This is a genomic window from Ruegeria sp. MALMAid1280 (assembly GCF_049195285.1).
GTDB lineage: Bacteria > Pseudomonadota > Alphaproteobacteria > Rhodobacterales > Rhodobacteraceae > Ruegeria.
Window position 1 is genome coordinate 1 of sequence record NZ_JBMIRT010000031.1, and the last position, 24,885, is coordinate 24,885.

Genomic DNA, 24,885 nt, shown 5'->3' on the forward strand with positions numbered 1-24,885 from the left:
GAAGTTCTTGTCCCGGTTGTTCACGGCCTTGAACTTGGATCCGTCGATGGCGACACAATCCCCCTTCAGCACCCCGATCCGGCGGCAGAGTTCGACGAACTGAGCACAGGTCCGCCGAATAGCGGGGCCGTTATTGCGGCGAAATTCGGCGATTGTCTTGTTGTCCGGGGCCAACCGCCCGGTCAGCCACATCACCTCGACGCTACGCACAGCCTCCCGCTCCAGTGCGCGGCTGGAGGGGCCGCGATTCAGATAACCGTAGATGAAGAGCTTCAACAGGACCGAGGGGTGATAACCTGGCCGCCCGGTCCGCGCCGGCGCCGTCCGATGGAAACCAATTTCCCCAAGATTGATCTCGTCCACGAAGAGGTCAATCACGCGGACCGGACTGTCCTCGTCGATCCAATCTTCCAGCCAGTCCGGAAAAAGCGTCGCCTGACTGCGATCCGCGCCCTCGATATATCCCGACATGCCCGCCTCCGGTCTTTGCCGAAAAGCATACAGCATCTGGGGTTTTCACACAGCCTCGGTTCACAGCAGCCATTCCCAACACAGACAGAGACCTATGGCTTGAGATGAGTGTGCCGATTTGCAACGCAAAGACCAAGTCTGTCTAACGCCCAATACCCCCAACTATCGATACACGGGCAAAAATGTCCCCGGATGCATGATGATGTCGAAATGCTGCATCCCCTTTTTCAGATCGAAACTGACCGAATGCCCGCCCTTGCGCAACAACTCGGCATAGTCCCGGCTCTGACGGATGAACTCAGGCGTGTCTCGGTCTGCCACGGTCACGTGATAGCGTGGGCCAGGCCGGGGCAGGTGACGGATCGGAGAGAGGTCGTTCACCTCGACCGGGGTCAGTTGTAGCGGATCGTTGACTGGCGTCAGGCTGATCGGTTCCAGATCGTAGACGCCGCTGATCAGGATCACATCGCGGACCCGCACTCCGGCACGGGCCAACGCATCGGCCGAACCCGCCATGACCATACTGACCAGATGAGCACCGGCACTGTGGCCGGACAGGGTGACGCGGGAGGGATCGAAGCCCAGGTTAAAGGCGTTCTCCGCCAGCCAAAGCAGGGCGTTGCGGCATTCCTCGATCATGTCGCCAATGCGCGCATCCGGGGCGAGCGTGTAGTTCAGAGTGGCAAAGGACTGCTCGGCCGCAACCAGCGCCGGGGCCATCACCGCCGATTCGCTCTGGCTGAGGGCCTGCCAGTAGCCGCCGTGGATAAAGACATGCAGCGGCGCACCTGCGCCTTTTGCGGGAAAGAAGTCCAGCACCTGCGTTGGGCTGGCGCCATAGGCCAGATTCTCTTTCACCTTCATCTGCGCCCGGTACTGTGCGCTGAGCGCGGCATAGCTGTCGACATAAGGGGTCAGGTCACCGCCGATCATCGACCGGGGCGAATACTCCTGATCCAGTTCGTCCTGAGTGAAACCCCGGTACAGCATCGCCTACTCCTGCTCGGTATACATCAGTTCGGTGCGCATATCGTAGAGATCATGGAAAAAGCGCAAATCCAAGGCCTTGCGCAGGAATGAAACGCCGCTGGACCCGCCGGTGCCGGGCTGGTTGCCGATCACCCGCTCGACCGCCGTGACGTGATCGAACCGCCAGCGCTGGAACAGCGATTCCACGTCCATCAGCTTTTCCGCCAGCGCGTAGAGGTCCCAATACCGGTCGGTGTCGCGATAGACCTGCACCCAGATTTTCACCACGCGCGCGTCACCGGAATAGGGTTGTGCAAAATCCCGCTCCAGCAGGTCCTGCGGCACGTCAAACCCTTGGCGCGCCAGCATAAACAGCACCTCGTCATAGAGGGACGGCTTGGTCAGCGCGGCGTTCAGCATCTCCATGACCTCAGAGTCATGTTCGTGCACTTTCAGGGTCGAGGCATCCTTGTTGCCCAGAATGAACTCGATCTGGCGATAGCCATAGCTTTGGAACCCCGACGAATTCCCCAGCGCCTGCCGGAAGGTCAGGTAATCGGCAGGCGTCATGGTCAGCAGCGTTTCCCATGCCGTGATCAACTGCCGCTGGATTGCCTTGACCCGATCGAGGTTCTTCATCGCCGGGCCGAACGCGTCCTGCTGCAGGAAGTGGCGTGTCTCGACCAGTTGATGGTGCATCAGTTTCAGCCACAGCTCGCTGACCTGATGGATGATGATGAACAGCATCTCATCGGGTTGGGCGGGGTCCTGAAAGGTTTTTTGCAGGTTCAGCAAGGTTTTGAGCTGCAGGAAGTCGCCATAGCTCTTGCGATGGGTCTGCGCGAAATCGGTGACCAAAGAATTCTCGATCCCGCGTTCCAAATACCTGTCTTTATCGCCCATGTGCTCCTCCAAACGCGCGGGTTCTTCCCTGTTTAGGGTCAAAACCCGCGCGGTGCCAGAGCGTTAGGTCCAGTCGAGCACCACCTTGCCGGACCGGCCCGATTTCATTGCGGCAAAGCCTTCGGTAAAATCGTCGATCTTCATCTGATGCGTGATAACCCGGCTGACATCCAGGCCGTTCTGCAACATGGCGATCATCTTGTACCAGGTCTCGAACATCTCGCGCCCATAAACGCCCTTGATGGTGATCGCCTTGAACACGATGCGCGACCAGTCGACCGGGGATTTCCCCGGCGGAATACCCAGCAAAGCAATCTTGCCGCCCATCACCAGTGCCTCGACCATCTGGTCCAGCGCAATTTGCGAGCCCGACATTTCCAGACCCACGTCGAAGCCTTCCTTCATACCCAGTTCGGTGATGACATCCTGCAACTCTTCTTTAGATACGTCGACGGTGCGCACGGTCGGCACCACATGTTCCGCCAGTTTCAGGCGATCCGGGTTTATATCGGTGATCACCACGTGCCGGGCGCCTGCGTGACGGGCGACGGCGGCAGCCATGATGCCGATGGGGCCTGCGCCGGTGATCAGTACATCCTCACCCAGCAAGTCGAAGCTGAGCGCGGTATGCACGGCGTTGCCCAGCGGGTCGAGGATAGCGCCGATCTCATCCGGCACGTCATCCGGCAAGGGCACCACGTTGAAGGCAGGCAGTTTCAGATATTGTGCAAAAGCCCCCTGTTCATTCACGCCGATGCCCCGCGTGCCGGGGTCCAGGTGGAACTTGCCCGCTCGGCTCTGGCGGCTGTCGGTTCCGATCAGATGCCCTTCGCCCGAGCAGCGCTGGCCGATCTCAAGCCCGGTCACGTTGCGCCCGATCTCGACGATCTCACCGGCGAATTCATGGCCGGTGATCATCGGGATTGGCACCGTGGCCGAGGCCCATTCGTCCCAGTTCCAGATATGGATATCTGTGCCGCAAATCCCGGTCTTGTTGACGCGGATCAGAACCTCTTCCGGGCCGATCTCGGGCACCGGGGCCTGAACCATCCAAAGGCCTTCTTCGGGTTTGGATTTCTCAAGTGCTTTCATGGTGTTGGGTCGCATGAGGTTACTCCCACAAATCGGTAGACAGATATTTCAAACCGCTGTCACACATCACAATCGCAACGCAGCCGCCTTTTTCCGACCCGCGCAACAGGTCGATGGCCGCAGCAAGGTTGGCACCCGCCGAAAAGCCCGCGAAAATGCCTTCGGTGCGGGCCAGCAATCGCGCGCTGTCCCGTGCTGCGTCACCCGAAACCGACAGATGCCCGGCCAAGTTCGTTCCGTTCAGGTGGACCAGATCGCCCATGGCATAGCCGCCGCCCTGAATTGGGTGATCGGGGTTGCTGATGGCTTCTCCGGCGATTGCGCGCGCGCCTTCGGGTTCGACCGCATAGCAGCGCACGCCCAACGGGGTCAGGTACTCTGCCGCTCCGGCCAGAGTGCCGCCGGACCCTGCAAAGTCGCAGAACGCCGTCACCGACCCGCCGGACTGGTTCCAGATTTCAGGCCCCGTGCCGGCGGCATGGGCTTTGGGGTTGCCGGAATGACCGAACTGGTCGGCGCGAAACGCGTTGCGTTCAGCGGTGATGCGCTGCGCGGCTTCATCCACCAAGGCCAGATCGGCCCCCGAAACCTCGCCGGGTTTGCTGCCCTCGGCTTGTGGGACGATCACAACCTCGGCCCCCAGGGCCCGCATCATGCGCGCGCGTTCGACCGAGTTTCCGGCGCTCATGACCGCGACGAAGGGGTGCCCCAGAATGCCGCAGACAATCGCCAGACCCGTGCCCATATTGCCCGAAGTCAGTTCAACAACCGTCTGCCCCGGGGCCAATGTGCCATCGGCCCGGGCCAGTTCGATGATGGACTTCGCGGCCCGGTCCTTTTTCGAAAACCCCGGCAGCAGGTAGTCCAGCTTGGCCAGAATACGCCCGTCCAGATCAAGCCGCCGGCATACGCGCGATAGCTCGACAAGCGGCGTGTCTCCGATTGCGTCGATGACAGAGGGCAGGATCAAGAGATCACTCCCAGCTCCTTGCCCACCTTGCCAAACGCGGCCAGTGCGCGGTCCAGTTCGTCCTTGGTCAGAGCCGCATTCATCTGTGTTCTGATCCGCGCCTGACCGCGCGGGACGACGGGGAAGAAAAAGCCCGAGACATAGACGCCCTCGTCAAACAATTTGGCGGCCATATCCTGTGCCAGTGTTGCTTCACCCAGCATCACCGGGATGATCGGGTGTTCGCCGGGCAACAGATCAAAGCCCAGCTCTTCCAGACCCGCGCGCCAGTATTTGGCATTGCCGAACAGTTGCGCGCGCAACATCTCGCCCTCTTCGACCAGACGGATCGCTTCCAGACCGGCAGCGACGATGGACGGCGGCAGCGAGTTCGAGAACAGATAGGGCCGCGCGCGCTGCCGCAGCAGATCGATCACTGGCTGCGGCCCGGCGATATAACCGCCGATTGCCCCCCCAAGTGCCTTGCCCAGAGTTCCCGTCAGAATGTCCACATCGACGCCGAAATGATCCGGCGTGCCCGCGCCGTTTGGCCCCATGAAACCGGTGGCGTGGCAGTCATCGACCATGACGATGGCGTCGTACTTGTCGGCCAGCTCGCGAATCTTCGGCAGGTTGGCCAGATAGCCATCCATCGAAAACACGCCGTCGGTGGCGATCATGATATGCCGCGCGCCATCCTCGCGCGCCTGTTTCAGCCAGGCTTCGAGGTCGTTCATGTCGTTGTTCATGTAGCGATAGCGCTTGGCCTTGCACAGCCGCACGCCGTCGATGATCGAGGCGTGGTTCAGGCTGTCCGAGATGATGGCATCCTCAGGCCCCAACAAAGGTTCGAACAAACCGCCATTGGCATCGAAACAGGCGGCGAACAGGATTGCGTCGTCTTTATTCAGGAATTGCGCCAGCTTCTGTTCCAGCTCGCGGTGGATGTCCTGCGTGCCGCAGATGAAGCGCACGCTTGCCATGCCGAACCCCTTGGGCTCCATCGCGCCCTTGGCAGCGTCGATCAGTGCCGGGTGATCGGCCAGACCCAGATAGTTGTTGGCGCACAGGTTGATCACCTGCTTGTCGCCCACCGTAATCTCACCGCCCTGGGGCGAGGTGATCATTCGTTCGCTTTTATACAGGCCCTCCGCCCGAATCTGGCCGAGCGTTTCGGTGACGTGGTTCAGGAAATCTTTAGGCATCGAATCCTCCTTGCGCGGGACATTGTCTATCATAGCGGAATAGATTCCGGAATACGGGAATTTTTATATTGCGGAATAAAATCCGAAATATTGGAAAAACAAGGGGTGCGTCTACTATGCGTCCCTAACTAGTTTTTATCATTTAGCTCTTTCTGAAATTCTTTAGAGGAATTGGTTAGCGGATAAGGCTCGTCAGGGGTGTCGACGCCAAGAAAAGCGCATAGTGGCTCCCAACCGCTCCCGGTTTCATAGGTCAGTAGCCGGTCGGCCGGAATTGTCTGGCGGACGGCGTCGGTATGTGCCTTGAACACGCGCGTTGCGTGGTCGCGGTCATTCAATTGGCCACCAAAGATATCCTGCGCAATGAACTTGCTGCACATTTCGGAAATAGCATTCAAATGCGGTTGATCGTGTTTGCCCCGCATTGTTGTCATGAACGGGCCAATCGTGGCCTGCACGCTGTCAAACCACGCGTTAGGGTCGCGGACACTCAGGATAACTTTGGCGTCGGGATAGTGCGTGGCCAGTTGCCGCCAATAGGCTGCGCCGGGCCAGTCGACCTGCGCGCGATACCCCTGGAACATGGCATCCCAATCCGACGGCTCGCCCCGCGCGGCGGCTTCCCACGCGGGCAGTTGACCGGGATTGTCCCGAACTTCGAACATGTGATGACAGGGGCCAAAGCCCAGCCGTTCCAAAGCGATTTTTAATGAATTGGTTCCCGTGCGGCCAAAACCGGCCCCTATGACTTCAAGCCCCATCCGAGTGCCCCCAATGGTTGAGAAAGCCCCAAGCTAGCACGGAATCGGTGGCTTTCCCAATTCCACGTCCGAACAGGTCAGGCGTTCTTAACGATCAGGAACACGCGCGCCGGGCTGTCGGCCACAATCGAATGGGCCACATCCGCCGCGTAGCGGGCCGTATCGCCCTGTTTCAGATCGCGGGACGCGCTGCCCGAGGTCACGCGGACCGCGCCCTCCAACACCGTCAGTTGTTCCCTGGCGCCGCGCGCATGGGGTTGGCTGGTCAGGGCGCCATCGGTGTCGAACTCGATATCATAGACCTCGTGCCCGCCGGCCTCTTCGGGCGGAGAGAGGATACGGATACGGCAGTTCTGGCCCATATTGTCGATGCTGGGCACCTCGACCTTGCGCAGGACCTCGATCTGATCCGCGGTGTTCGCCTCTTCCAGCAGGCCCGCGAAATCCACCTGCAGGGCGCGGGTCAGGTTCCACAGTGTCGAGATGGTGGGGCTGCTTTCGCCGCGTTCGATCTGGCTGACCATGGAACGGGACACGCCGCTGAGATTGGCCACGGCTTCAAGCGACAGACCCTTGGCCCGGCGCGCCTCTTTCAGGCGGGCGGGCAGGCGTGTCAGGATATCGTCAGTGTTGTCCGTCATGACGGAATTTCATGCGCCTTGCGATGATGGATGTCAATTCCAACCGTGACGGGACGTCTCATGGGACAGGTCTATGCTGCAGGTGCATACTGCTGCCGAATCCCGGAGGAGACTGACATGACTGATATCGTATTGCTGGACGGTGCCCGTACCGCAATTGGAACCTTTGGCGGCGCTCTGGCGTCAACCGCGCCCATCGACCTGGCGACCGTTGCCACCGAAGCCGCGCTGGAGCGGTCGGGAGTCGAGGGTGCGCAGATCGGGCATGTGGTGTTTGGGCATGTGATCAACACCGAGCCGCGTGACATGTACCTGTCGCGTGTTGCCGCGATGCAGGCGGGGATACCGAACGGGACGCCTGCGATGAATGTGAACCGGCTGTGTGGATCGGGCGCGCAGGCGATTGTTTCAGCGGTGCAGTCCCTGATGCTGGGCGACGCCGAGTTTGCCGTGGCAGGCGGGGCCGAGAGCATGTCGCGCAGCCCATACATCGTGCCGCAGGCGCGGTGGGGGGCGAAGATGGGCGATGTGTCCTCACTGGACATGATGCTGGGTGCGCTGAACTGCCCCTTTGGCACCGGCCATATGGGCGTGACGGCAGAGAATGTCGCTGATGAGCATCAGATCAGCCGCGCGCAGATGGACGAGTTTGCGATCACCAGCCAGACCCGCGCAGCAGCGGCGATCGAGGCGGGGTATTTCGACAGCCAGATCACGCCGGTGCAGGTCAAGGTCAAGAGGGACATGGTGGACTTCAAGGTCGACGAACACCCCAAGGCCACCACGGCCGAGGCGTTGGCCGGGTTGCGGCCGGTGTTCAAGAAAGACGGTCGTGTGACGGCGGGCAATGCCTCGGGCATCAATGACGGTGCGGCGGCGATGGTTCTGGCCACGGCAGAGGCGGCTGAGAAAGCCGGGTTGAAGCCCAAGGCGCGCATTCTGGGCTATGCCCATGCAGGTGTCCGCCCCGAGGTGATGGGGATCGGGCCGGTTCCGGCAGTGCGGAACCTGATGGACAAGACCGGCTTGTCGGTGGACGACTTCGATGTAATCGAAAGCAACGAGGCGTTTGCGGCGCAGGCTCTGGCGGTCAATCAGGAGCTTGGCTTGGATGCGGCAAAGGTGAACCCGAATGGCGGCGCAATTGCGTTGGGTCATCCGGTGGGGGCGACCGGCGCGATCATTACGCTGAAGGCGCTGTATGAACTGGAGCGCACTGGTGGGTCCAAAGGGTTGGTGACCATGTGCATCGGTGGCGGACAGGGGATTGCCATTGCCATCGAGCGGCTCTGAGCCGAAGCCGGGGCAGGGGGGCTGTCTGCCCCCCATCGCGCGGGGCGCGATTCCCCCCGAGGATATTTCTGGCCAGATGAAGCGGGCGGGATGGCTTTAGCTGAGCGCGTTGAGCAGCAGAACCAGCGCGGCGCCAACTGCGGCACCGATACCAGCGGGCAGAGCCGCAGACCAAAGAGGTGAAGTCGGGGGATCATCCTTCTGGGTCTGGGCGATCAGGGCGTTCTCGACCAACCCCGGCAGGCGGGGGCCGAAGCGGGCCAGAACCCAGGCGGTTTTGCCGAAGTCACGCAAGGCGGCACGCGGGCCGATGGATTGCTTGATGTAATCCTCGACCACGGGGCGGGCGACCTCCCAGATATTCGTATGTGGGTCAAGTGAGCGTGCGACGCCCTCGACCACCACCATCGTACGTTGCAGCAGGATCAGTTCCGTCCGGGTTTCCATGCCGAACCGTTCGGTGACCTCGAACAGGTAGTTCAGCAGGCGGCCCATCGAGATATTCGAAGCGTCCATGCCGAAGATCGGCTCACCCACTGCGCGCAGGGCGCGGGCGAATTCATCGACATCCTGATTGGCGGGGACATAGCCGGCCTCGAAATGCACCTCGGCCACGCGTTTGTAGTCGCGGCGGATGAAGCCGAAGAGGATCTCGGCATAAACCCGGCGGGTGTATTCATCGATATGGCCCATGATGCCGTAGTCATAGGCGATAATATCGCCATTGGCGGCGACCTTCAGGTTGCCCTGATGCATGTCGGCATGGAAATAGCCGTCGCGCAGCGCGTGCAGCAGGAACAGGCGCAGGACCCGTTCGGCCAGATCGCGGCGATTGTGACCTGCGGCATCAAGCGCTTCGTTTTCGCCCAGTGGAATCCCGTCGGCCCAGCTGAGTGTCATCACCCGTCGCGCCGACAGAGACCAGACCACAGGGGGCAGCCAGAACCCGGCGTCATCCTTGGTGTTGGCGGCGTATTCCGAGGCGGCGGCGCTTTCCAGACGCAGGTCCAGCTCGCCGCGCACGACGCCGTCGAAATGTTCGATCACTTCCATCGGGCGCAGGCGGCGCGCGCCGGGGGCGAACAACTGGGCGATGCGGGCGGCGAAATAGAATGCGTCTACGTCCTTGCGGAACGCGCGTTCGATGCCGGGGCGCAGAACCTTGACGGCGACATCCTCACCCGTGCTGGTCAGCTTGGCCTTGTGGACCTGTGCGATCGAGGCTGCGGCGATGGGTTCGCTGAACTCCGAGAACACCTCCTCCACCGGCTGGCCCAGTTCCTTGGACACTTCGGCCATTGCCTCGGCGCGCGAAAAGGGGGGCAGCTTGTCTTGCAGCACACGCAGCTGGGCGGCCAGTTCATTGCCGACCACGTCCGGTCGGGTCGAGAGCACCTGGCCGAACTTGATATAGGCCGGGCCCAGCGCCGTCAGCGCCCGGGTCGCGGGCGGCATGTCGGGGTCACCCTTGTAGCCCAGCCACTGAAACGGTTTGCCCAGGGCATGGGCCACGAAACGCAGGGCGCGGGGTGCTTCGAAGGCGTCCAGCACCACGTTCATGGCGCCTGTGCGTTCCAGGGTGGCGCCTGTGCGGATCAGGCGGATGATGTTGTGAGGGCCTCGCATGGATCAGATCTTCCAGCCGGAATGCAGCGCGGCGATACCCATGCTGAGGTTGCGGTATTTGGCGTTTTCGAACCCTGCGGTACGGACCATGTTCAGGAAGGTCTCCTGATCGGGGAACTTGCGGATCGATTCGACCAGATACTGATAGCTGTCATAATCATTGGCGATCAGCTTGCCCATGCGCGGGATGACGTTGAAGCTGTAGAGGTCATACAGCTTTTGCAGCCCGTCATTGGGCAGTTGGCTAAATTCCAGCACCATCAGGCGGCCGCCGGGTTTCAGAACGCGGAATGCTTCGTTCAGGGCTTCTTGCGGACGGGTAACGTTCCGGATGCCGAATGAGATCGTGTAGACGTCGAAAGTATTGTCCTCGAAGGGCAGGGACATTGCGTCGCCCACCACCCAGTTCAGGCTGTCGGACATCTGGTCAGCTTCGGCACGTTGGCGGCCTTCGACCAGCATCGGCTCGGTCAGGTCCAGCACGGTGGCATGGCCATAGCCGGCGCGTTTGAGAAAGCGAAATGAGATATCGCCCGTGCCGCCCGCCACATCCAGCAGGCGTTGACCGGGGCGTGGGGCCAGCCAATCCATCATCGCGTCTTTCCAGACCCGGTGGATGCCCATCGACATGACATCGTTCATCACGTCGTATTTCGAGGCGACCGAGTTGAACACGCCCTGCACACGCCCGGCCTTGTCGGCCTCGCGCACGGTTTCGAATCCGAAATGAGTGGTCTTGTCGCTGTTGTCGGACATGAAAGGATGCCTTTGCCTGAGTTGCTCATCCTTATAGGCCGCGCAGCCGGGAAGACAATCGCGCGAAAAGGTAGCAGGGGGCGGCGAATTGACAGATGCGCCACAGATTTTCCTTAGTCGCAGCCTATGACGGGATCAGATATTCCTGACCTTCGGAGATGTCCTGTTGGCAAGCCTTCTTGCAGCTTTGCTGTCCATTGTTTTGGTCTTCCTGTTTTTCGGCTGGCGGATCAGGGCTGTCTTTCGCACCGCGCAAAGGGTGTGGCGTGCCGATGGGCTGGGCGACAAGGTGGATGCGTTGGCCCGTCACTATCCGAATGACGTTGTTCACGAGGCGATGCTGCGCGCGGGCAGCGACCGGCCCGCGCAGCAAACGCTGACGCGCAGAACCTTTCGCACGGCACCCGGCGCGATTGTGGTGACGATTCTGGTTCTGGTCGCTTATTTCTATGTGGGGTTCGTTCGGCCCGATCTGGGCGAATTCGATGAGGCCATCCCGCTGCAGAACCCCGAAGCGATTGTGGCGGTCAAGCTCGCGTTGCTGGGTTTGGTGATCTACACACTGATCTTTCATCTTGCCAATGCCATCACGATTGATGGGAGTGAACTGGTCATGACAGGCCCGCTGTTTCAGCGGCGTCATTTTGATCTGACCAAACTGACCAGGATCAGCCTTCGGCACAGTGGGATTTATGTGTTGCGTTTTTCAGATGGGAAGACGGCGCGGATTTTGAAATATGTTACCGGACATGATGAAATGGTACAGGCATTTGAAAGCGCGCTGGCAACAAATCAGGAGAGTACATGCCAGAACTTCCCGAAGTCGAAACGGTCCGCCGCGGGCTGACGCCTGCGATGGAGGGTGTGGTGATCGAACGGGCGGATGTGAACCGTCCCGATCTGCGCTGGCCCTTCCCTGACCTTATGGCCGAACGGCTGACCGGGCGACGGGTCGACCGGCTGCGGCGGCGCTCGAAATACATTCTGGCCGATCTCAGCAGTGGGGAAACCTTGCTGATCCATCTGGGTATGTCCGGGCGGATGACGGTGTCGGGTGATCCGCTGGGGCAGTTCGTGCATGACCACCCGATGCCGGAAAAACATGACCACGTGGTGTTCCACATGGCCAATGGCGCGCGGGTGACCTTCAACGATCCGCGTCGGTTCGGCGCGATGGACCTGCTGCCGACCGCCACCGCCGAAGCGCACAAGCTGCTGTCGGTTCTGGGACCGGAACCGCTGGGCAATGACTTTCACGAACAGCACCTGATCGAGGCGTTCAAAGGCAAGAACACTCCGGTCAAGTCGGCGCTGCTGGATCAGGGAATCGTTGCCGGATTGGGCAATATCTATGTCTGCGAGGCGCTTTATCGCGCGGGCGTGTCGCCACGTCGCAAGGCGGGACAGATTTCTGAGGCGCGCGTTGCCGCACTGGTTCCGATCATCCGGCAGGTGCTGCAGGACGCCATCGAGGCAGGCGGATCATCGCTGCGCGATTTCCGCCAAGCCGATGGAGAACTTGGATATTTTCAGCACAGCTTTGACGTTTACGGACGCGAGGGCGAACCCTGCCGCACCGAGGGCTGCGGCGCGGTCATCAATAGAATCACCCAGTCCGGTCGCTCATCCTTCTATTGCGCGCAATGCCAAAGATAGCTTGATCCGACGAAATCGCGTGGTAAGGACTCATACCTGAACGGAACAACCGGAAGCTTACACCTCATGGCTTTTGAGACGATCATCGTCGAAATCGAAGACCACGTCGCCCTAATCAGACTCGACCGACCTGACGCGCTGAACGCGCTGAACACCCAACTGCTGGGTGAGCTGTGTGACGCGCTGGAAGATGCCGACAGGAATGACAAGGTGCGCTGCATCGTGATTACCGGCTCGGACAAGGCATTTGCCGCTGGCGCGGACATCAAAGAGATGTCCGAGATGAGCTATGTGGACGTGTTCAACATCAACCTGTTTGCAGATGCCAATGACCGGATCTGTGCGATCCGCAAACCTATCGTTGCTGCCGTTTCGGGCTATGCGCTGGGCGGCGGGTGCGAACTGGCGATGCTGTGCGATTTCATCATTGCCGCCGACACTGCCAAGTTCGGCCAGCCCGAGATCAACCTGGGTGTCATCGCCGGGTTGGGGGGCACGCAGCGCCTGACCCGCTTTGTCGGCAAGTCCAAGGCGATGGATATGAACCTGACCGGCCGTTTCATGGACGCCGAAGAGGCTGAACGCGCCGGTCTGGTCAGCCGGGTGGTTCCGGCCAAAAAGCTTGTGGAAGAAGCGATCGGCGCCGCCCAGAAGATCGCCGAGAAATCGCAGCTCAGCACGATGGCCGCCAAAGAGGCCGTCAACCGCAGCTATGAGGTTACGCTGAGCGAAGGCCTGTTGTTCGAACGCCGTGTCTTTCATTCCATGTTCGCGACCGAAGACCAGAAAGAAGGCATGGCCGCGTTCCAGGAAAAACGCGCCGCCCAGTTCCGCGACAAGTAATCCGCGCGCCGGGGACCGGGATCAGGCGGGCCTAGCCCGCCTTTTTCATGCCGGCCATGCCCTGTGAAAGAATCGGCTTGGCAAAGCGCGCAATCTTGGATAACTAGCGCCGCTATACATGCGCGTGCGGCCCGCTTGGCCCGACTCACACCCGTGATTTCTGATCCGGTGCGGACAATCCGTGACGCGTAACCGAATACAACCGTACCGAACGAAGGTCAGAAACACATGGCAAATTCGCCCCAGGCTAAAAAACGCGCGCGTCAGAACGACAAGCGTTTCGCAATCAACAAAGCGCGCCGTTCGCGCATCCGCACCTATCTGCGCAAAGTCGAAGAAGCGATCGCATCCGGCGACAAGGACGCAGCGACCGCAGCCCTGCGCGCAGCTCAGCCCGAACTGATGCGCGGCGTCACCAAAGGTGTCTTCCACAAGAACACCGCCTCGCGCAAAATGTCGCGCCTGTCGGCCCGGGTCAAAGCTCTGGGCTGAAACTTTGGTTGACCCAGGGTCAACAATTCACGACTGAATTGTTCATAAAAGCGTCACAATTCGTGGCGCTTTTTTTGTGCTGTTGCCGGAAAGCCGCGTCTTCACGAAGCCGAGAGATTCTTTCGGCCAAAGACCCGAGTCAATATCAGAGTTTCGTTGCCGTACGCCTTGGCCTCTTGTTACCACTAAGTCAGCGATTCACTCGCTTGGGGGGACAGGCTGTTTCATTGATCAAACTGACGGGCATCAGGATGATCGCGAAACGAATGTTGGCAAACGGGCAAGGCCCGTTTGTTGATCTGCTATAGGTTTTCGGGTGACCGAAGATCTGAGCCCTGTCTAAAAAAATGTTTGCGATGCGCAACCCTGCACACGGGGCGCCCTGTTTTTGGGTGTCCACCTGTCAGGCTGCGCTGAGTTTTGGGGACAGCCTCGCCAGATCCACGTGGTTTGGCGTGTGGGTATCCTATTGCGAGTGAAAAGCAAAATAACCGGGTAACCGGAACTGGGTAATTGGGTAATAAGGCCGTCAGGCCAATAAAGAATGGGATGCGTGAGGCGCTTGATGACACAAGAAAAATGGGGACAACTGCGTAACAAATTGCTCAAGGCGGTCGGCAAGAACAACTACACCACCTGGATCGAACCTCTTGAATTTCAAGAGCTGCAGGATGGGGTTGCGGTGTTCTCGGTACCGACGAACTTCATGGGCAACTATGTGAGCCAGAATTTTGCGGATCTCATTTTATATGAGATGAACACCGCCGGGGAATCAGTGCAGCGTCTGGCCTTTCGCGTCGCCGCCAATTCGCCGGTACGCCCGTCCAACGAACCCGCACCCGCGGTTGTTCAGGACACGCCGCAACCCCAATCTTTGTCGCAACAGGCCGAGTCGGCAAACGATGCCCTGGAATCGATGCAGGCCGCGCCATTGGATGCCCGTTTCACCTTTGACAGCTTTGTGGTCGGCAAGCCCAACGAACTGGCCCACGCCGCCGCGCGCCGTGTGTCCGAAGGCGGTCCCGTCACATTCAACCCGCTGGTTCTGTATGGCGGTGTCGGCCTGGGTAAAACCCACCTGATGCATGCCATCGCGTGGGAACTGAAAACCAAGCGGCCCGAGCTGAATGTCCTGTACCTGTCGGCGGAACAGTTCATGTACCGTTTTGTGCGGGCCCTGCGCGAACGTCGGATGATGGATTTCAAACACCTGTTCCGCTCGGTCGATGTGCTGATGGTCGATGACGTGCAGTTCATCGCCGGCAAGGATTCAACCCAGGAAGAGTTCTTTCACACCTTCAACGCGCTGGTGGACCAGAACAAGCAGATCATCATCTCGGCCGACCGCGCTCCGGGCGAAATCAAAGATCTGGAAGATCGCGTGAAGTCGCGCCTGCAATGCGGTCTGGTCGTTGACCTGCACCCGACCGATTACGAACTGCGTCTGGGTATCCTGCAGAACAAGGTGCAGCAGTACAGCAGCACCTATCCCGACCTGACTATTGCCGATGGTGTGCTGGAGTTTCTGGCTCATCGCATCTCGACTAATGTGCGCGTGCTCGAAGGTGCCCTGACCCGTCTGTTCGCTTTTGCCTCGCTGGTGGGGCGCGAGATCGACATGGAGCTGACCCAGGATTGTCTGGCTGACGTACTGCGCGCATCCGAGCGCAAGATCACGGTCGAAGAGATTCAGCGCAAAGTGTCGGACTATTACAACATCCGCCTGTCCGACATCATCGGCCCCAAGCGCCTGCGGTCTTATGCCCGCCCGCGTCAGGTGGCGATGTATCTGTGCAAGCAACTGACCAGCCGCTCGCTGCCCGAGATCGGCCGCCGCTTTGGCGGGCGTGACCACACCACGGTCATGCACGGCGTCAAGCGCATCGAAGAGCTGAAAACCACCGACGGCCAGATTGCCGAAGATGTGGAAATGCTGCGCCGCGCGCTGGAAGCCTGAGACTTACCTCAAGCCTCTCAGGAATTGCCCCGGACCTTTGCGCCCGGGGCTTTTTTGTGCGCAATTATCCACGGTTGCCGGTGAACTGTGCCCGCCGGGCCACGCGCCCCTTGACGCAATGGGTGTTCCAACCCAGAAAACCGTAAAAAATCCTTGTGCCTCAGGGTGGAACCGCTAACGTGCCAGTCCCGCCCATGTCGGTACGCAAGTCAGAGGAACTGAGGGTATGAAGATCAGCATCGAACGAGGCACCCTTCTTAAGGCCGTTTCCCAGGCCCAATCTGTTGTCGAACGTCGCAACACCATTCCCATACTTGCCAATGTGCTGATTGAGGCCGAAGGCGATCAGGCCATGTTCCGTGCCACCGATTTGGATATCGAAGTGGTCGACAAGGCCCCGGCGCAGGTGGAAAAGGCGGGCGCGACGACTGTCGCGGCGACGACCCTGCATGAGATCGTGCGCAAACTGCCCGATGGCGCGCTGGTGACCCTGAGCGCCGACAGCGCCGCAGGCCGTCTGACGGTTGAGGCGGGCCGGTCGAACTTCTCGCTGGCGACCTTGCCGAAAGAGGATTTCCCGGTAATGGCTTCGTCTGAGTATCAGTCGAACTTTACCGCCTCGGCGGCGCTGCTGCGGCGGTTGTTCGACAAATCGAAATTTGCCATCTCGACCGAAGAGACCCGATATTACCTGAACGGTGTCTACATGCATGTGGCTGATGGGTCCGAAGGCGGCAAAGTGCTGCGCTGTGTGGCCACCGATGGCCACCGTCTGGCCCGCATCGACGCCGATCTGCCGGATGGTGCGGCGGACATGCCGGGCGTGATCGTGCCGCGCAAAACCGTGGGTGAGCTGCGCAAACTGCTGGACGATGATGAGATGGACATCGCCGTTTCGGTCAGTGAAACCAAGGTGCGTTTCGCAACGCCTGACATCACGCTGACCTCGAAAGTGATCGACGGCACCTTCCCCGATTACACGCGGGTTATTCCGCAGGGCAACACCCGCCAGTTGGAGGTGGACGCCGCCGAATTTGCACAGGCTGTTGACCGCGTTGCCACCGTCTCGTCCGAACGCTCGCGCGCAGTCAAGCTGCAATTGGATTCGGACAAGCTGGTTCTGTCGGTCAACGCACCCGACAGTGGCGCTGCCGAGGAAGAACTGGCCGTGGCCTATGGTGATGAGCGGTTGGAGATTGGCTTTAACGCCAAGTACCTGTTGGAGATTGCCTCGCAGGTGGATCGCGAGAACGCGGTGTTCCTGTTCAACTCGGCCGGTGATCCGACCCTGATGCGCGAAGGCGGTGATCAGAGCGCTGTCTACGTGGTCATGCCGATGCGCGTCTGATCGCGCTGGCGCGCGATGCCTCCGGCGGGAGTATTATTCAAAAGATGAAGGGAGGGGTCATGGGATTGGCCCTGACCGAGCTTACGGTCTCGCATTTTCGGTCTCATATGCTGGCGCGGTTGTCCTTGGATGGGCGACCGGTGGCGATTCATGGGCCGAACGGGGCGGGGAAGACCAATATCCTTGAGGCGGTTTCCCTGTTTTCGCCCGGTCGCGGGATGCGGCGGGCCAGTGCGGCCGAGATGACCAGGAGGCCCGAGGCGCTGGGCTGGAAACTGTCCGGCTTGCTGAGCGCGCAGGGGCAGAACTATGAGATCGAAACCTGGTCCGAGGGCGGCGCCGCGCGTCAGGTTCGGATTGACGGCAAGGCGGCCAGCCAGATTGATCTGGGCAAATTGGCGCGGATAGTTTGGTTGATCCCGTCGATGGACCGGTTGTGGATCGAAGGGGCCGAGGGGCGGCGGCGGTTTCTGGATCGCATCGCGCTGAGTTTCGACCCCGCCCATGCCGAGGCATCTTTGACCTATGAGAAATCCATGCGCGAACGGAACCGCCTGCTGAAAGAACAGGTGCGCGATGCGCACTGGTATGCCGCACTTGAAGGGCAAATGGCCGAGACCGGTCATCGCATTCACGCAGCGCGTTTGGCGGCGTTGGATCACCTTCGTGCGGCGCAGGAGCAGGCGGAAACTGCTTTCCCTTCGGCTGATCTGGAACTGGTTCAGACCGAAGGGGAGATGCCGGAGACGGCCGAGGACCTGCGTGAGGCGCTGAACGAGAGTCGAGCTCGCGATCTGGCGGCGGGGCGTACTTTGGTCGGGCCGCATCGGTCTGATTTGTACGGGGTGTTCGCAGCCAAAAGGGTTCCGGCCAAGGACTGCTCGACCGGAGAGCAGAAGGCGCTGCTTGTGTCCCTGATCCTGTCAAACGCACGGGCGTTGGCGGGGATGGTGGGGGCACCTCCGATCGTGTTGTTGGATGAGGTGGCCGCGCATCTGGATGCGGGGCGGCGGGCGGCGCTTTATGATGAGATTTGCGCGCTGGGGGCACAGGCCTGGATGACGGGCACCGGGCCTGAACTGTTTGCGGAACTGGGAGAGCGAGCCCAAACGCTGGTCGTGACTGAAGGCGATGAGGGCTCGGTCGTGGCAACTTAGGCCGGTTCGCTGACTTTCCGTTCCCACAGGAAGCCGCGCATAACCTCATCGACCGGGGTTTTGGCCATGTGATTCACGTAGTTCGACATGGTTTTCTGCGCCAGACCTAGTACGACGTCCAGAACAGCGCGGTGCGAATAACCGGCATCGAAGAACGCCTGCAACTGATCCTCGGTCGGGTTGCCGCGGGTTTCCATCACTTGCAGGGTGAAGGTGCGCAGCGCCTCAAGCTTGGCCGAGGGCAGCGGGGTTTCGTTGCGCAGGGCCTCGGTGATCTCGTCCGAGACCTTCATCATCTTGGCGATGCCGGTGTGGGCGGGCACGCAGTAGTGGCACTCGTTTTCCACGTTGATGGTCTGCCAGACGACGGTTTTCTCATCATTGTCGAAATCGGTCTGCAGGAACAGGCCGTGCAGAAGCTGATAGCCTTCCAGATGCTGCGGGCTTTCGGCCATCACCTTGTGCAGGCCGGGCAGGCGACCAAAAGCGGCCTGAGATTTCTCGAGCAGCGGTTTGGACCCTTCGGGTGCTGTTTCGAGGTCATGAGACGGGAAATTGGCCATGTCGGAACTCCTGTTTCTGGCGCGATGAGTCGTATTTAGGGTTTCTTGAGTGATCGCTCAAGTATATATTTGAGCGGACGTTCAAGAACTGGTGAAGTTGATGCCCCGCAAACCCTCATATGACCGCGACGCGCTGATCGCGCAGGCCCGTGACATTTTCTGGCGTCACGGTTGGGCCGGGACGTCGCTGAAGGATCTGGAACGTGAGCTGAAACTGAAGCCGGGCAGTTTCTACGCGGCGTTCGGGTCGAAAGATGCGCTCTATGCGCTGGCGTTGGAGCGGTATGCGAGGGATGGGGTCGCAAACATGAAGGCGCTGGCGCAGGAAATGGGTCCGCTTGGTGCGCTCAAGGCGCAGCCGCATCGTGTGGTTGAGGCGTCGGGCCTGCCGACGAAAGCCTGCATGTTGGCGAAGACTTTTGCCGAATTGCAAGCCAAGGATCACGATCTGGCCGGACAGGCGCGCACCCATATGGTCGAAATGAAAACCTGTTTCGCAGATCTGTTTCGCCGGGCGCAAGAGGCCAAAGAGATTGGTCCCGGCTGCGACCCGGATCGCCTTGCAGCGCGCTATCAGTCCGACCTTCTAGGGCTGCGATTGTCGGCCGAACGAGATGATGTGAACGCCGCGGAAATCGCCGAGGATATCGCGGCAGATCTTGATCGGCTTTGATCCGCAAATAAAGCCGATCAGGACCACAAAATCTTGGGGGACCGCGTGACATTCCCCACCAGAAAACGTATAAGGTACCAAAATAATATAGGTACTAACGGCATGTCCGAAGACGCACAGGCACCACAGGAATACGGCGCTGATTCCATCAAAGTTCTCAAAGGTTTAGAGGCGGTTCGCAAGCGCCCGGGTATGTATATCGGTGACACGGACGATGGTTCGGGTCTGCACCATATGGTGTATGAGGTTGTCGACAACGGAATTGACGAGGCCCTGGCCGGTCATGCCGACCATGTGACCGTGAAAATCCACGCCGATTCCAGCGTCTCGGTCAGCGATAACGGCCGAGGAATTCCGGTGGACATTCACCCCGAAGAGGGCGTCTCGGCCGCCGAGGTCATCATGACCCAACTGCACGCGGGCGGTAAATTCGACAGCAACTCTTACAAGGTGTCGGGTGGTCTGCACGGTGTGGGTGTTTCGGTCGTGAATGCTCTGTCGGATTGGCTGGAACTGCGCATCTGGCGTGCGGGCAAGGAACATGTCGCACGCTTTGAGGGCGGTGAGACGGCGGAGCATCTGAAAGTCGTGGGCGAATGCGGGGATCGCACCGGGACCGAGGTGCGCTTTCTGGCCTCGACCGACACGTTTTCGAACCTGGAATACTCGTTTGAGACGCTGGAAAAGCGCCTGCGCGAGCTGGCCTTCCTGAACTCGGGCGTGCGGATCATCCTGATTGACGAACGCCCCGCTGAACGGTTGGAGACCGAGCTGTTCTATGAAGGCGGCGTCAAGGAATTCGTCAAATACCTCGACCGGTCCAAGACCCCGGCGATGCCCGAACCGATCTATATCAAGGGCGAACGCGACGATATCGGCGTCGAGATCGCGATGTGGTGGAATGACAGCTATCACGAGACGGTTTTGCCCTTTACCAACAACATCCCGCAGCGCGACGGCGGCACTCACGTGGCCGGCTTCCGCGGCGCCTTGACCCGGACAATCAACAACTATGCGCAGTCCAGCGGGATCGCGAAGAAGGAAAAGGTCAATTTCACGGGTGATGATGCGCGCGAAGGTCTGACCTGCGTGTTGTCGGTGAAAGTGCCTGACCCGAAATTCTCGTCCCAGACCAAGGACAAGCTTGTCAGCTCCGAGGTTCGCCCGGCGGTCGAAGGTCTGATGAATGAAAAGCTGGCCGAGTGGTTCGAAGAGAACCCGAACGAGGCCAAGGGCATCGTCGGCAAGATCATCGAGGCCGCTTTGGCACGTGAGGCCGCCCGCAAGGCCCGCGAACTGACCCGCCGCAAAACGGCGATGGATGTGAACTATCTGGCCGGGAAGCTGAAGGATTGTTCCGAGAAAGACCCGTCCAAGACCGAAGTCTTCCTGGTCGAGGGGGACTCGGCCGGTGGCTCTGCCCAGACGGGCCGGGACCGGCTGACACAGGCTGTTTTGCCCCTGCGCGGCAAGATCCTGAACGTCGAACGTGCCCGGTTCGATCGGATGCTGTCGTCTCAGGAGATCGGCAATCTGGTGATGGCGCTGGGCACCGGCATTGGCCGCGATGAGTTCAACATCGAGAAGTTGCGCTACCACAAGATCGTCATCATGACCGACGCGGATGTGGATGGCGCGCATATTCGGACGCTGCTGCTGACTTTCTTCTATCGGCAGATGCCGGAGCTGATCGAGGGCGGGTATCTCTATATCGCGCAGCCGCCGCTTTATAAAGTTTCCCGTGGTAAATCAGAGGTTTATCTGAAGGACCAGGCCGCGCTGGATGATTATCTGATCAACCAGGGCGTCGAGGGCGCGGTGCTGAAACTGGGCTCGGGCGAGGAAATCATCGGTCAGGACCTGACCCGTGTGGTCGACGAGGCGCGCCAGTTGAAACGCGTTCTGGACGCCTTCCCGACCCATTACCCGCGTCACATTCTGGAACAGGCCGCCGTCGCGGGGGCCTTCGTACCCGGCGCGGTGGACGCCGACCTGCAAGGCGTGGCGGACAAGGTTGCCGCCCGTCTGGACCTGATCGCGCTGGAATACGAGCGCGGCTGGCAAGGCCGCATCACGCAGGACCACGGTATCCGCCTGGCCCGTATCCTGCGCGGGGTCGAAGAGGTGCGCACACTGGACGGCCCGATGCTGCGCTCCGGTGAGGCGCGTAAGACCGGCAGCTTCACTCAAAGCCTGCAAGAGGTCTACAACACCCCCGCCACGCTGGTCCGTCGTGACCGCAGTCAAGTGATCCACGGTCCGCTGGACCTGTTGCGCGCAATTCTTGACGAAGGTGAAAAAGGCCTGTCTTTACAACGGTATAAAGGTTTGGGTGAGATGAACCCGGATCAGTTGTGGGAAACCACGCTGGACCCGGACGCCCGCACGCTGCTGCAGGTGCGCGTGGACGATATGGTCGAGGCGGATGATCTGTTCACCAAGCTGATGGGCGACGTGGTGGAACCACGCCGCGAATTCATCCAGCAAAATGCACTGAGTGTCGAGAATCTGGATTTCTAGCCCGTTGTAGTTTCAGACTAACGTATCTTCAGATAAAGGTTGAAATTTTCCAACCAGAATGCACTTTTGATTGAGCAAGAGTGCTTCAAAGTTGACGAAATCGCACGGCATAAACCATCAATTGAGTAGGTCTCTTGAAAAGCGCAAAGTTATGGGCAAATCGCGCAATGTTATAGGCAAATGTCGCGAAAAATTATGGGCGAAGACATCCGAATTTTCTGAATGAAATCAAAGATTGAGATGCAGCGTTGTGGGCACACCTACACCCGTTGTAGCTTTCGATGCACTGGACCATCCCGGCCTCAATTACGCCATCAAAGGGGTTGGCGCCGCGGAAGCCGGGGTGATGCAAGGGTACCCGGATGTCATTCGCGGTTACTGCTATACTGTGCTTGGCCTGCACTCGCGCGATTGGAGGCAAGCCTGTTCGCGCAGAAGCTCAAAGAAGCATTTCGGCAAGATTTATCAGCCTATTGGGTTTGCAACCATCTTGAGAATGCAGCGGCGCAGTCTTGGAACGCGGCATTGCGCGGGCGGACCAGAAAATAGCCGTAGTCCTGCAGCGCGTGCTGAGACAATCGGAACAGCTTCTTCTCTTCCATCTCCCTTTCGATCAGCGTGTCCATCAGAGCGATCCCCTGACCATCAGTGACCGCCTGAACCCGCACGTTGGGGTCAGGGATGATCAGTGTGTCCCGTCGGGTCTGATGCGGCAGCCCCGCGGCATTCAGCCAGTCTGTCCAAGCATCGCTGTCGTCATGATCACGCAGCAGCGTAAAGGTTGAAGCCGCTTGTTCCCAGCCGAGCCGCTCCACCGTTTCCAGTGCTGCAGCGTTGCCTGCGGGAAAAGCCGGGCACGGCAGGAATGGCGTAACGTCGCCATCCCCCCAGTGCCCACTTCCCCAGCGGATTGCGATATCAACGCCTTGGGCTTCCAGATCGAATAGCCGGATCATTGGCTGCAGCCGCAGCTGGATATCCGGATAGTCCTGCATGAAGGACATCAGTCGGGGAGAAAGCCAGCGGGCGGCGAAATAGGTGGAAACACCCACCGTCAAGGTTCTGCTGGACAGCCCCTTGAGAGCCAGGATTTCGGCCTCGATTACTTCATAGTGGCTTTGGCAAGCCGCCAGCAGCTTGAGCCCGCCTGGCGTCAGCTCTACCCCGCGGGCGCCGCGCTGAAACAGGTCCAATCCCAGATCCATCTCAAGCGTTTTCACCTGATAGCTGACCGCGCCTTTGGTCATGTTCAGCGCCTCGGCTGCATCGGAAAAACTCCGGTAGCGGGCGATCTCGGCAAAAAGGCGCAGGCTGTCATGGTGGCGGAATTCTACGGGCATGGCCAGAGCGTATAAATTTCTTGAACGCACAGGGCAAATAAAATCGATTGTTGAACTGGCAATTTCCTAAAATATGGACTTGGCAACACTGTCGGGGAGGCATTCCGTTGGGAAAAATGAACGCCCAGACCCATATTGCCCAACGCGGCAAGCCGCGCAGGGGTCGGCTGACGCGTCACAATGCGCCGGAAGCAACACCGGTGTATCAGCGCCGCAAAATCCCTGCGTACGGCCTGCTGGACGAGACCGCACTTCAGCGCATCGAAGCCCAGGCTGACTGGATTCTGGAACACATCGGCATTGAATTCCGCAGCGACGGCACGGCGCTGACGCTCTTTGCCGAAGCCGGAGCCCGTGTCGATGGGGTCCGGGTCCGCTTTGCGCCGGGCCATGTCCGGCAGCTTTGCGAAACCGCCCCCGCTGAATTTCAGCTTCACGGCCGCGATCCTGCCCGCACAGTCACCTTGGGTGGAGACAATCTGGTGCTGATGCCTGGCTATGGCTCACCCTTTGTCAGCGATCTGGACCAGGGCCGCCGCTATGCCACGCTGGAGGACTTCGGGAACTTCGTAAAGCTTGCCCATATGTCGCCCGCACTGCATCATTCCGGCGGCACCGTGGTTGAGCCGACGGATATCCCGGTGAACAAGCGCCATCTGGACATGATGCTGGCGCATCTGACCCTGTCGGACAAACCGTTCATGGGCGGCGTCACCTCGGCGCAAGCCGCGCAGGACAGTGTCGAAATGGCCCGGCTGGCATTTGGTGCAGAGTTTCTGGACCACAACGCGGTGATGCAGGCCAATATCAATGTCAATTCGCCGCTGATCTATGACGAGGTGATGTCGGCTTCCTTGCGCATCTATGCTGAGGCCAACCAATGTGTCTGCATTTCACCTGCCATCTTTGCTGGCGCCATGGGGCCGCTCTCGCCCGCCGCCACCGCCGCCCAAACCCTGGCTGAGGCGATGGCCGGCATTGCCCTGACGCAATTGGTGCGCCCCGGCTGCCCGGTGATTTTCGGCAGCTTCCACTCCTCGATGAACCTGCGCACCGGCGCGCTTACCTTCGGCTCTCCGGAAGCCAACCTCACCACCATGGCACTTAGCCAGCTGGGCCGCAGGCTGGGAGTGCCGGTACGCTCGGGTGGCGGCCAGGTCACGGCTTCCAATGCCGCCGATGGCCAGGCCATGCAGGACAGCACTGGTGCGATGTGGGCAACGCTCCTGTCCGGCGGGCATCAGGTCTGGCACGCGGCGGGCTGGCTTGAAGGCGGGCTGGTGATGTCCTACGAGAAATTTGTGATGGATCTCGACCATTGCGGCGCCATGCTGAAGATGCTGCAGGGGTTCGGCACCGATGACGAGGCCTTTGGCCGTGATGCCTACGGCGAGGCAGGACCGGGCGAAAACTTCCTCTCTACCAGCCACACCCTGCGCCATTACACCACCGCCAACTTCGAGCCGCAGGTACCCGAGGCAGGCCCCTATGAAACCTGGGATGAGAACGGCCGCCTGACCTCTGACCAGCGTGCTGCGGCCCGTTGGCGGCAGATGCTGGCGGAATATGTGCCGCCGGGAATGCCTGAAGCCACCCGCACAGCCCTGAATGAATTCGTGGCGGAGCGCAAGACCGCCATGCCCGACGAATGGTATTGAGAAAGGACCGTG

The 24,885-nt window shown here is 60.1% G+C and carries 23 protein-coding genes; 11 read left to right on the top strand and 12 right to left on the bottom strand.

Annotation, left to right across the window (positions count from 1 at the left end; translation table 11 throughout):
* The 8 genes from ACOQFT_RS01120 to ACOQFT_RS01155 all read right to left on the bottom strand — a co-directional run.
* A partial coding sequence (locus ACOQFT_RS01120; protein ID WP_421596232.1) for a transposase occupies nucleotides 1-471 on the bottom strand: 471 nt, incomplete at its 3' end.
* A gap of 162 nt (nucleotides 472-633) precedes the next feature.
* Nucleotides 634-1,461: an alpha/beta hydrolase gene (locus ACOQFT_RS01125; protein WP_421596233.1), complete on the bottom strand. Its 828-nt coding sequence runs from the start codon at nucleotides 1,459-1,461 to the stop codon at nucleotides 634-636.
* Between the two features lie 3 nt (nucleotides 1,462-1,464).
* Complete coding sequence (locus tag ACOQFT_RS01130; protein WP_421596234.1) at nucleotides 1,465-2,343, bottom strand: tryptophan 2,3-dioxygenase; 879 nt, start codon at nucleotides 2,341-2,343, stop codon at nucleotides 1,465-1,467.
* Nucleotides 2,344-2,406: 63 nt separating this feature from the next.
* A complete protein-coding gene (gene tdh / locus ACOQFT_RS01135) occupies nucleotides 2,407-3,435 on the bottom strand; it encodes an L-threonine 3-dehydrogenase (RefSeq protein ID WP_421596292.1) in 1,029 nt (342 codons plus the stop codon).
* Between the two features lie 19 nt (nucleotides 3,436-3,454).
* Nucleotides 3,455-4,405: a PLP-dependent cysteine synthase family protein gene (locus tag ACOQFT_RS01140; RefSeq protein ID WP_421596235.1), complete on the bottom strand. Its 951-nt coding sequence runs from the start codon at nucleotides 4,403-4,405 to the stop codon at nucleotides 3,455-3,457.
* On the bottom strand, nucleotides 4,402-5,589 hold the full coding sequence (locus ACOQFT_RS01145; RefSeq protein WP_421596236.1) for a glycine C-acetyltransferase: 1,188 nt from the start codon (nucleotides 5,587-5,589) through the stop codon (nucleotides 4,402-4,404). The genes ACOQFT_RS01140 and ACOQFT_RS01145 overlap by 4 nt, the downstream gene beginning before the upstream one ends.
* A gap of 128 nt (nucleotides 5,590-5,717) precedes the next feature.
* Nucleotides 5,718-6,350 carry a sulfotransferase family protein gene (locus tag ACOQFT_RS01150; RefSeq protein WP_421596237.1) on the bottom strand — a complete coding sequence of 211 codons (633 nt, stop codon included), beginning with the start codon at nucleotides 6,348-6,350 and terminating at the stop codon, nucleotides 5,718-5,720.
* A gap of 77 nt (nucleotides 6,351-6,427) precedes the next feature.
* Nucleotides 6,428-6,991 carry a helix-turn-helix domain-containing protein gene (locus tag ACOQFT_RS01155; RefSeq protein ID WP_421596238.1) on the bottom strand — a complete coding sequence of 188 codons (564 nt, stop codon included), beginning with the start codon at nucleotides 6,989-6,991 and terminating at the stop codon, nucleotides 6,428-6,430.
* Nucleotides 6,992-7,108: 117 nt separating this feature from the next.
* Between ACOQFT_RS01155 and ACOQFT_RS01160 the strand changes: the two genes are divergently transcribed.
* Nucleotides 7,109-8,284: an acetyl-CoA C-acyltransferase family protein gene (locus ACOQFT_RS01160; RefSeq protein ID WP_421596239.1), complete on the top strand. Its 1,176-nt coding sequence runs from the start codon at nucleotides 7,109-7,111 to the stop codon at nucleotides 8,282-8,284.
* A gap of 96 nt (nucleotides 8,285-8,380) precedes the next feature.
* On the opposite strand, the gene ubiB is transcribed toward ACOQFT_RS01160, so the two are convergent.
* Together ubiB and ubiE are read right to left on the bottom strand one after the other, a co-directional pair.
* Entirely contained in the window at nucleotides 8,381-9,910 is a 1,530-nt protein-coding gene (gene ubiB, locus ACOQFT_RS01165; RefSeq protein WP_421596240.1) for a 2-polyprenylphenol 6-hydroxylase, read from the bottom strand.
* Nucleotides 9,911-9,913: 3 nt separating this feature from the next.
* Nucleotides 9,914-10,666 (bottom strand): bifunctional demethylmenaquinone methyltransferase/2-methoxy-6-polyprenyl-1,4-benzoquinol methylase UbiE, encoded by a 753-nt coding sequence (gene ubiE / locus ACOQFT_RS01170; RefSeq protein ID WP_170447308.1) that lies wholly within the window; start codon nucleotides 10,664-10,666, stop codon nucleotides 9,914-9,916.
* Between the two features lie 166 nt (nucleotides 10,667-10,832).
* Between ubiE and ACOQFT_RS01175 the strand changes: the two genes are divergently transcribed.
* The 7 genes from ACOQFT_RS01175 to recF all read left to right on the top strand — a co-directional run bounded on the left by ACOQFT_RS01175 (nucleotide 10,833) and on the right by recF (nucleotide 18,119).
* The gene (locus ACOQFT_RS01175) at nucleotides 10,833-11,513 is read left to right on the top strand and encodes a hypothetical protein (protein WP_421596241.1); all 681 of its coding nucleotides are present in this window, start codon (nucleotides 10,833-10,835) and stop codon (nucleotides 11,511-11,513) included.
* On the top strand, nucleotides 11,471-12,322 hold the full coding sequence (gene mutM, locus ACOQFT_RS01180) for a bifunctional DNA-formamidopyrimidine glycosylase/DNA-(apurinic or apyrimidinic site) lyase (protein WP_421596242.1): 852 nt from the start codon (nucleotides 11,471-11,473) through the stop codon (nucleotides 12,320-12,322). Before ACOQFT_RS01175 ends, mutM begins: the two co-directional genes overlap by 43 nt.
* Nucleotides 12,323-12,388: 66 nt before the next feature.
* Nucleotides 12,389-13,165 carry an enoyl-CoA hydratase gene (locus ACOQFT_RS01185; RefSeq protein WP_421596243.1) on the top strand — a complete coding sequence of 259 codons (777 nt, stop codon included), beginning with the start codon at nucleotides 12,389-12,391 and terminating at the stop codon, nucleotides 13,163-13,165.
* Between the two features lie 228 nt (nucleotides 13,166-13,393).
* Nucleotides 13,394-13,657: a 30S ribosomal protein S20 gene (gene rpsT, locus ACOQFT_RS01190; protein ID WP_058282200.1), complete on the top strand. Its 264-nt coding sequence runs from the start codon at nucleotides 13,394-13,396 to the stop codon at nucleotides 13,655-13,657.
* 565 nt (nucleotides 13,658-14,222) lie between these two features.
* On the top strand, nucleotides 14,223-15,614 hold the full coding sequence (dnaA, locus tag ACOQFT_RS01195; RefSeq protein ID WP_170447300.1) for a chromosomal replication initiator protein DnaA: 1,392 nt from the start codon (nucleotides 14,223-14,225) through the stop codon (nucleotides 15,612-15,614).
* Nucleotides 15,615-15,840: 226 nt separating this feature from the next.
* The gene (gene dnaN / locus ACOQFT_RS01200) at nucleotides 15,841-16,962 is read left to right on the top strand and encodes a DNA polymerase III subunit beta (RefSeq protein WP_421596244.1); all 1,122 of its coding nucleotides are present in this window, start codon (nucleotides 15,841-15,843) and stop codon (nucleotides 16,960-16,962) included.
* Nucleotides 16,963-17,021: 59 nt separating this feature from the next.
* Nucleotides 17,022-18,119, top strand: a complete 1,098-nt coding sequence (gene recF / locus ACOQFT_RS01205; RefSeq protein WP_421596245.1) for a DNA replication/repair protein RecF — start codon at nucleotides 17,022-17,024, stop codon at nucleotides 18,117-18,119.
* Here recF and ACOQFT_RS01210 read toward each other — a convergent pair.
* Nucleotides 18,116-18,682, bottom strand: coding sequence for a carboxymuconolactone decarboxylase family protein (locus ACOQFT_RS01210; protein ID WP_421596246.1), 567 nt, complete (start codon nucleotides 18,680-18,682; stop codon nucleotides 18,116-18,118). The genes recF and ACOQFT_RS01210 overlap by 4 nt on opposite strands.
* A gap of 100 nt (nucleotides 18,683-18,782) precedes the next feature.
* Here ACOQFT_RS01210 and ACOQFT_RS01215 point away from each other — a divergent pair, with 100 nt between their 5' ends.
* Nucleotides 18,783-19,355 (top strand): TetR/AcrR family transcriptional regulator, encoded by a 573-nt coding sequence (locus ACOQFT_RS01215; protein WP_421596247.1) that lies wholly within the window; start codon nucleotides 18,783-18,785, stop codon nucleotides 19,353-19,355.
* Nucleotides 19,356-19,457: 102 nt separating this feature from the next.
* Nucleotides 19,458-21,875, top strand: a complete 2,418-nt coding sequence (gyrB, locus tag ACOQFT_RS01220; protein WP_421596248.1) for a DNA topoisomerase (ATP-hydrolyzing) subunit B — start codon at nucleotides 19,458-19,460, stop codon at nucleotides 21,873-21,875.
* A 470-nt stretch (nucleotides 21,876-22,345) separates the two neighbouring features.
* Here the strand turns inward: gyrB and ACOQFT_RS01225 are convergent, their stop codons facing one another.
* Nucleotides 22,346-23,215 carry a LysR substrate-binding domain-containing protein gene (locus tag ACOQFT_RS01225; RefSeq protein WP_421596249.1) on the bottom strand — a complete coding sequence of 290 codons (870 nt, stop codon included), beginning with the start codon at nucleotides 23,213-23,215 and terminating at the stop codon, nucleotides 22,346-22,348.
* A 116-nt stretch (nucleotides 23,216-23,331) separates the two neighbouring features.
* Here ACOQFT_RS01225 and ACOQFT_RS01230 point away from each other — a divergent pair, with 116 nt between their 5' ends.
* Nucleotides 23,332-24,873 (top strand): trimethylamine methyltransferase family protein, encoded by a 1,542-nt coding sequence (locus tag ACOQFT_RS01230; RefSeq protein ID WP_421596250.1) that lies wholly within the window; start codon nucleotides 23,332-23,334, stop codon nucleotides 24,871-24,873.
* Nucleotides 24,874-24,885: the final 12 nt, after the last annotated feature.

Excerpts from the sequence above, each read along its gene's own strand:
- ACOQFT_RS01125 (WP_421596233.1), bottom strand. The coding sequence starts at position 1,461 with ATGCTGTACCGGGGTTTCACTCAGGACGAACTGGATCAGGAGTATTCG.
- ACOQFT_RS01130 (WP_421596234.1), bottom strand. The coding sequence starts at position 2,343 with ATGGGCGATAAAGACAGGTATTTGGAACGCGGGATCGAGAATTCTTTG.
- tdh (WP_421596292.1), bottom strand. The coding sequence starts at position 3,435 with ATGAAAGCACTTGAGAAATCCAAACCCGAAGAAGGCCTTTGGATGGTT.
- ACOQFT_RS01145 (WP_421596236.1), bottom strand. The coding sequence starts at position 5,589 with ATGCCTAAAGATTTCCTGAACCACGTCACCGAAACGCTCGGCCAGATT.
- ACOQFT_RS01150 (WP_421596237.1), bottom strand. The coding sequence starts at position 6,350 with ATGGGGCTTGAAGTCATAGGGGCCGGTTTTGGCCGCACGGGAACCAAT.
- ACOQFT_RS01155 (WP_421596238.1), bottom strand. The coding sequence starts at position 6,991 with ATGACGGACAACACTGACGATATCCTGACACGCCTGCCCGCCCGCCTG.
- ACOQFT_RS01160 (WP_421596239.1), top strand. The coding sequence starts at position 7,109 with ATGACTGATATCGTATTGCTGGACGGTGCCCGTACCGCAATTGGAACC.
- ubiB (WP_421596240.1), bottom strand. The coding sequence starts at position 9,910 with ATGCGAGGCCCTCACAACATCATCCGCCTGATCCGCACAGGCGCCACC.
- ubiE (WP_170447308.1), bottom strand. The coding sequence starts at position 10,666 with ATGTCCGACAACAGCGACAAGACCACTCATTTCGGATTCGAAACCGTG.
- mutM (WP_421596242.1), top strand. The coding sequence starts at position 11,471 with ATGCCAGAACTTCCCGAAGTCGAAACGGTCCGCCGCGGGCTGACGCCT.
- ACOQFT_RS01185 (WP_421596243.1), top strand. The coding sequence starts at position 12,389 with ATGGCTTTTGAGACGATCATCGTCGAAATCGAAGACCACGTCGCCCTA.
- rpsT (WP_058282200.1), top strand. The coding sequence starts at position 13,394 with ATGGCAAATTCGCCCCAGGCTAAAAAACGCGCGCGTCAGAACGACAAG.
- dnaA (WP_170447300.1), top strand. The coding sequence starts at position 14,223 with ATGACACAAGAAAAATGGGGACAACTGCGTAACAAATTGCTCAAGGCG.
- dnaN (WP_421596244.1), top strand. The coding sequence starts at position 15,841 with ATGAAGATCAGCATCGAACGAGGCACCCTTCTTAAGGCCGTTTCCCAG.
- recF (WP_421596245.1), top strand. The coding sequence starts at position 17,022 with ATGGGATTGGCCCTGACCGAGCTTACGGTCTCGCATTTTCGGTCTCAT.
- ACOQFT_RS01210 (WP_421596246.1), bottom strand. The coding sequence starts at position 18,682 with ATGGCCAATTTCCCGTCTCATGACCTCGAAACAGCACCCGAAGGGTCC.
- ACOQFT_RS01215 (WP_421596247.1), top strand. The coding sequence starts at position 18,783 with ATGCCCCGCAAACCCTCATATGACCGCGACGCGCTGATCGCGCAGGCC.
- gyrB (WP_421596248.1), top strand. The coding sequence starts at position 19,458 with ATGTCCGAAGACGCACAGGCACCACAGGAATACGGCGCTGATTCCATC.
- ACOQFT_RS01225 (WP_421596249.1), bottom strand. The coding sequence starts at position 23,215 with ATGCCCGTAGAATTCCGCCACCATGACAGCCTGCGCCTTTTTGCCGAG.
- ACOQFT_RS01230 (WP_421596250.1), top strand. The coding sequence starts at position 23,332 with ATGAACGCCCAGACCCATATTGCCCAACGCGGCAAGCCGCGCAGGGGT.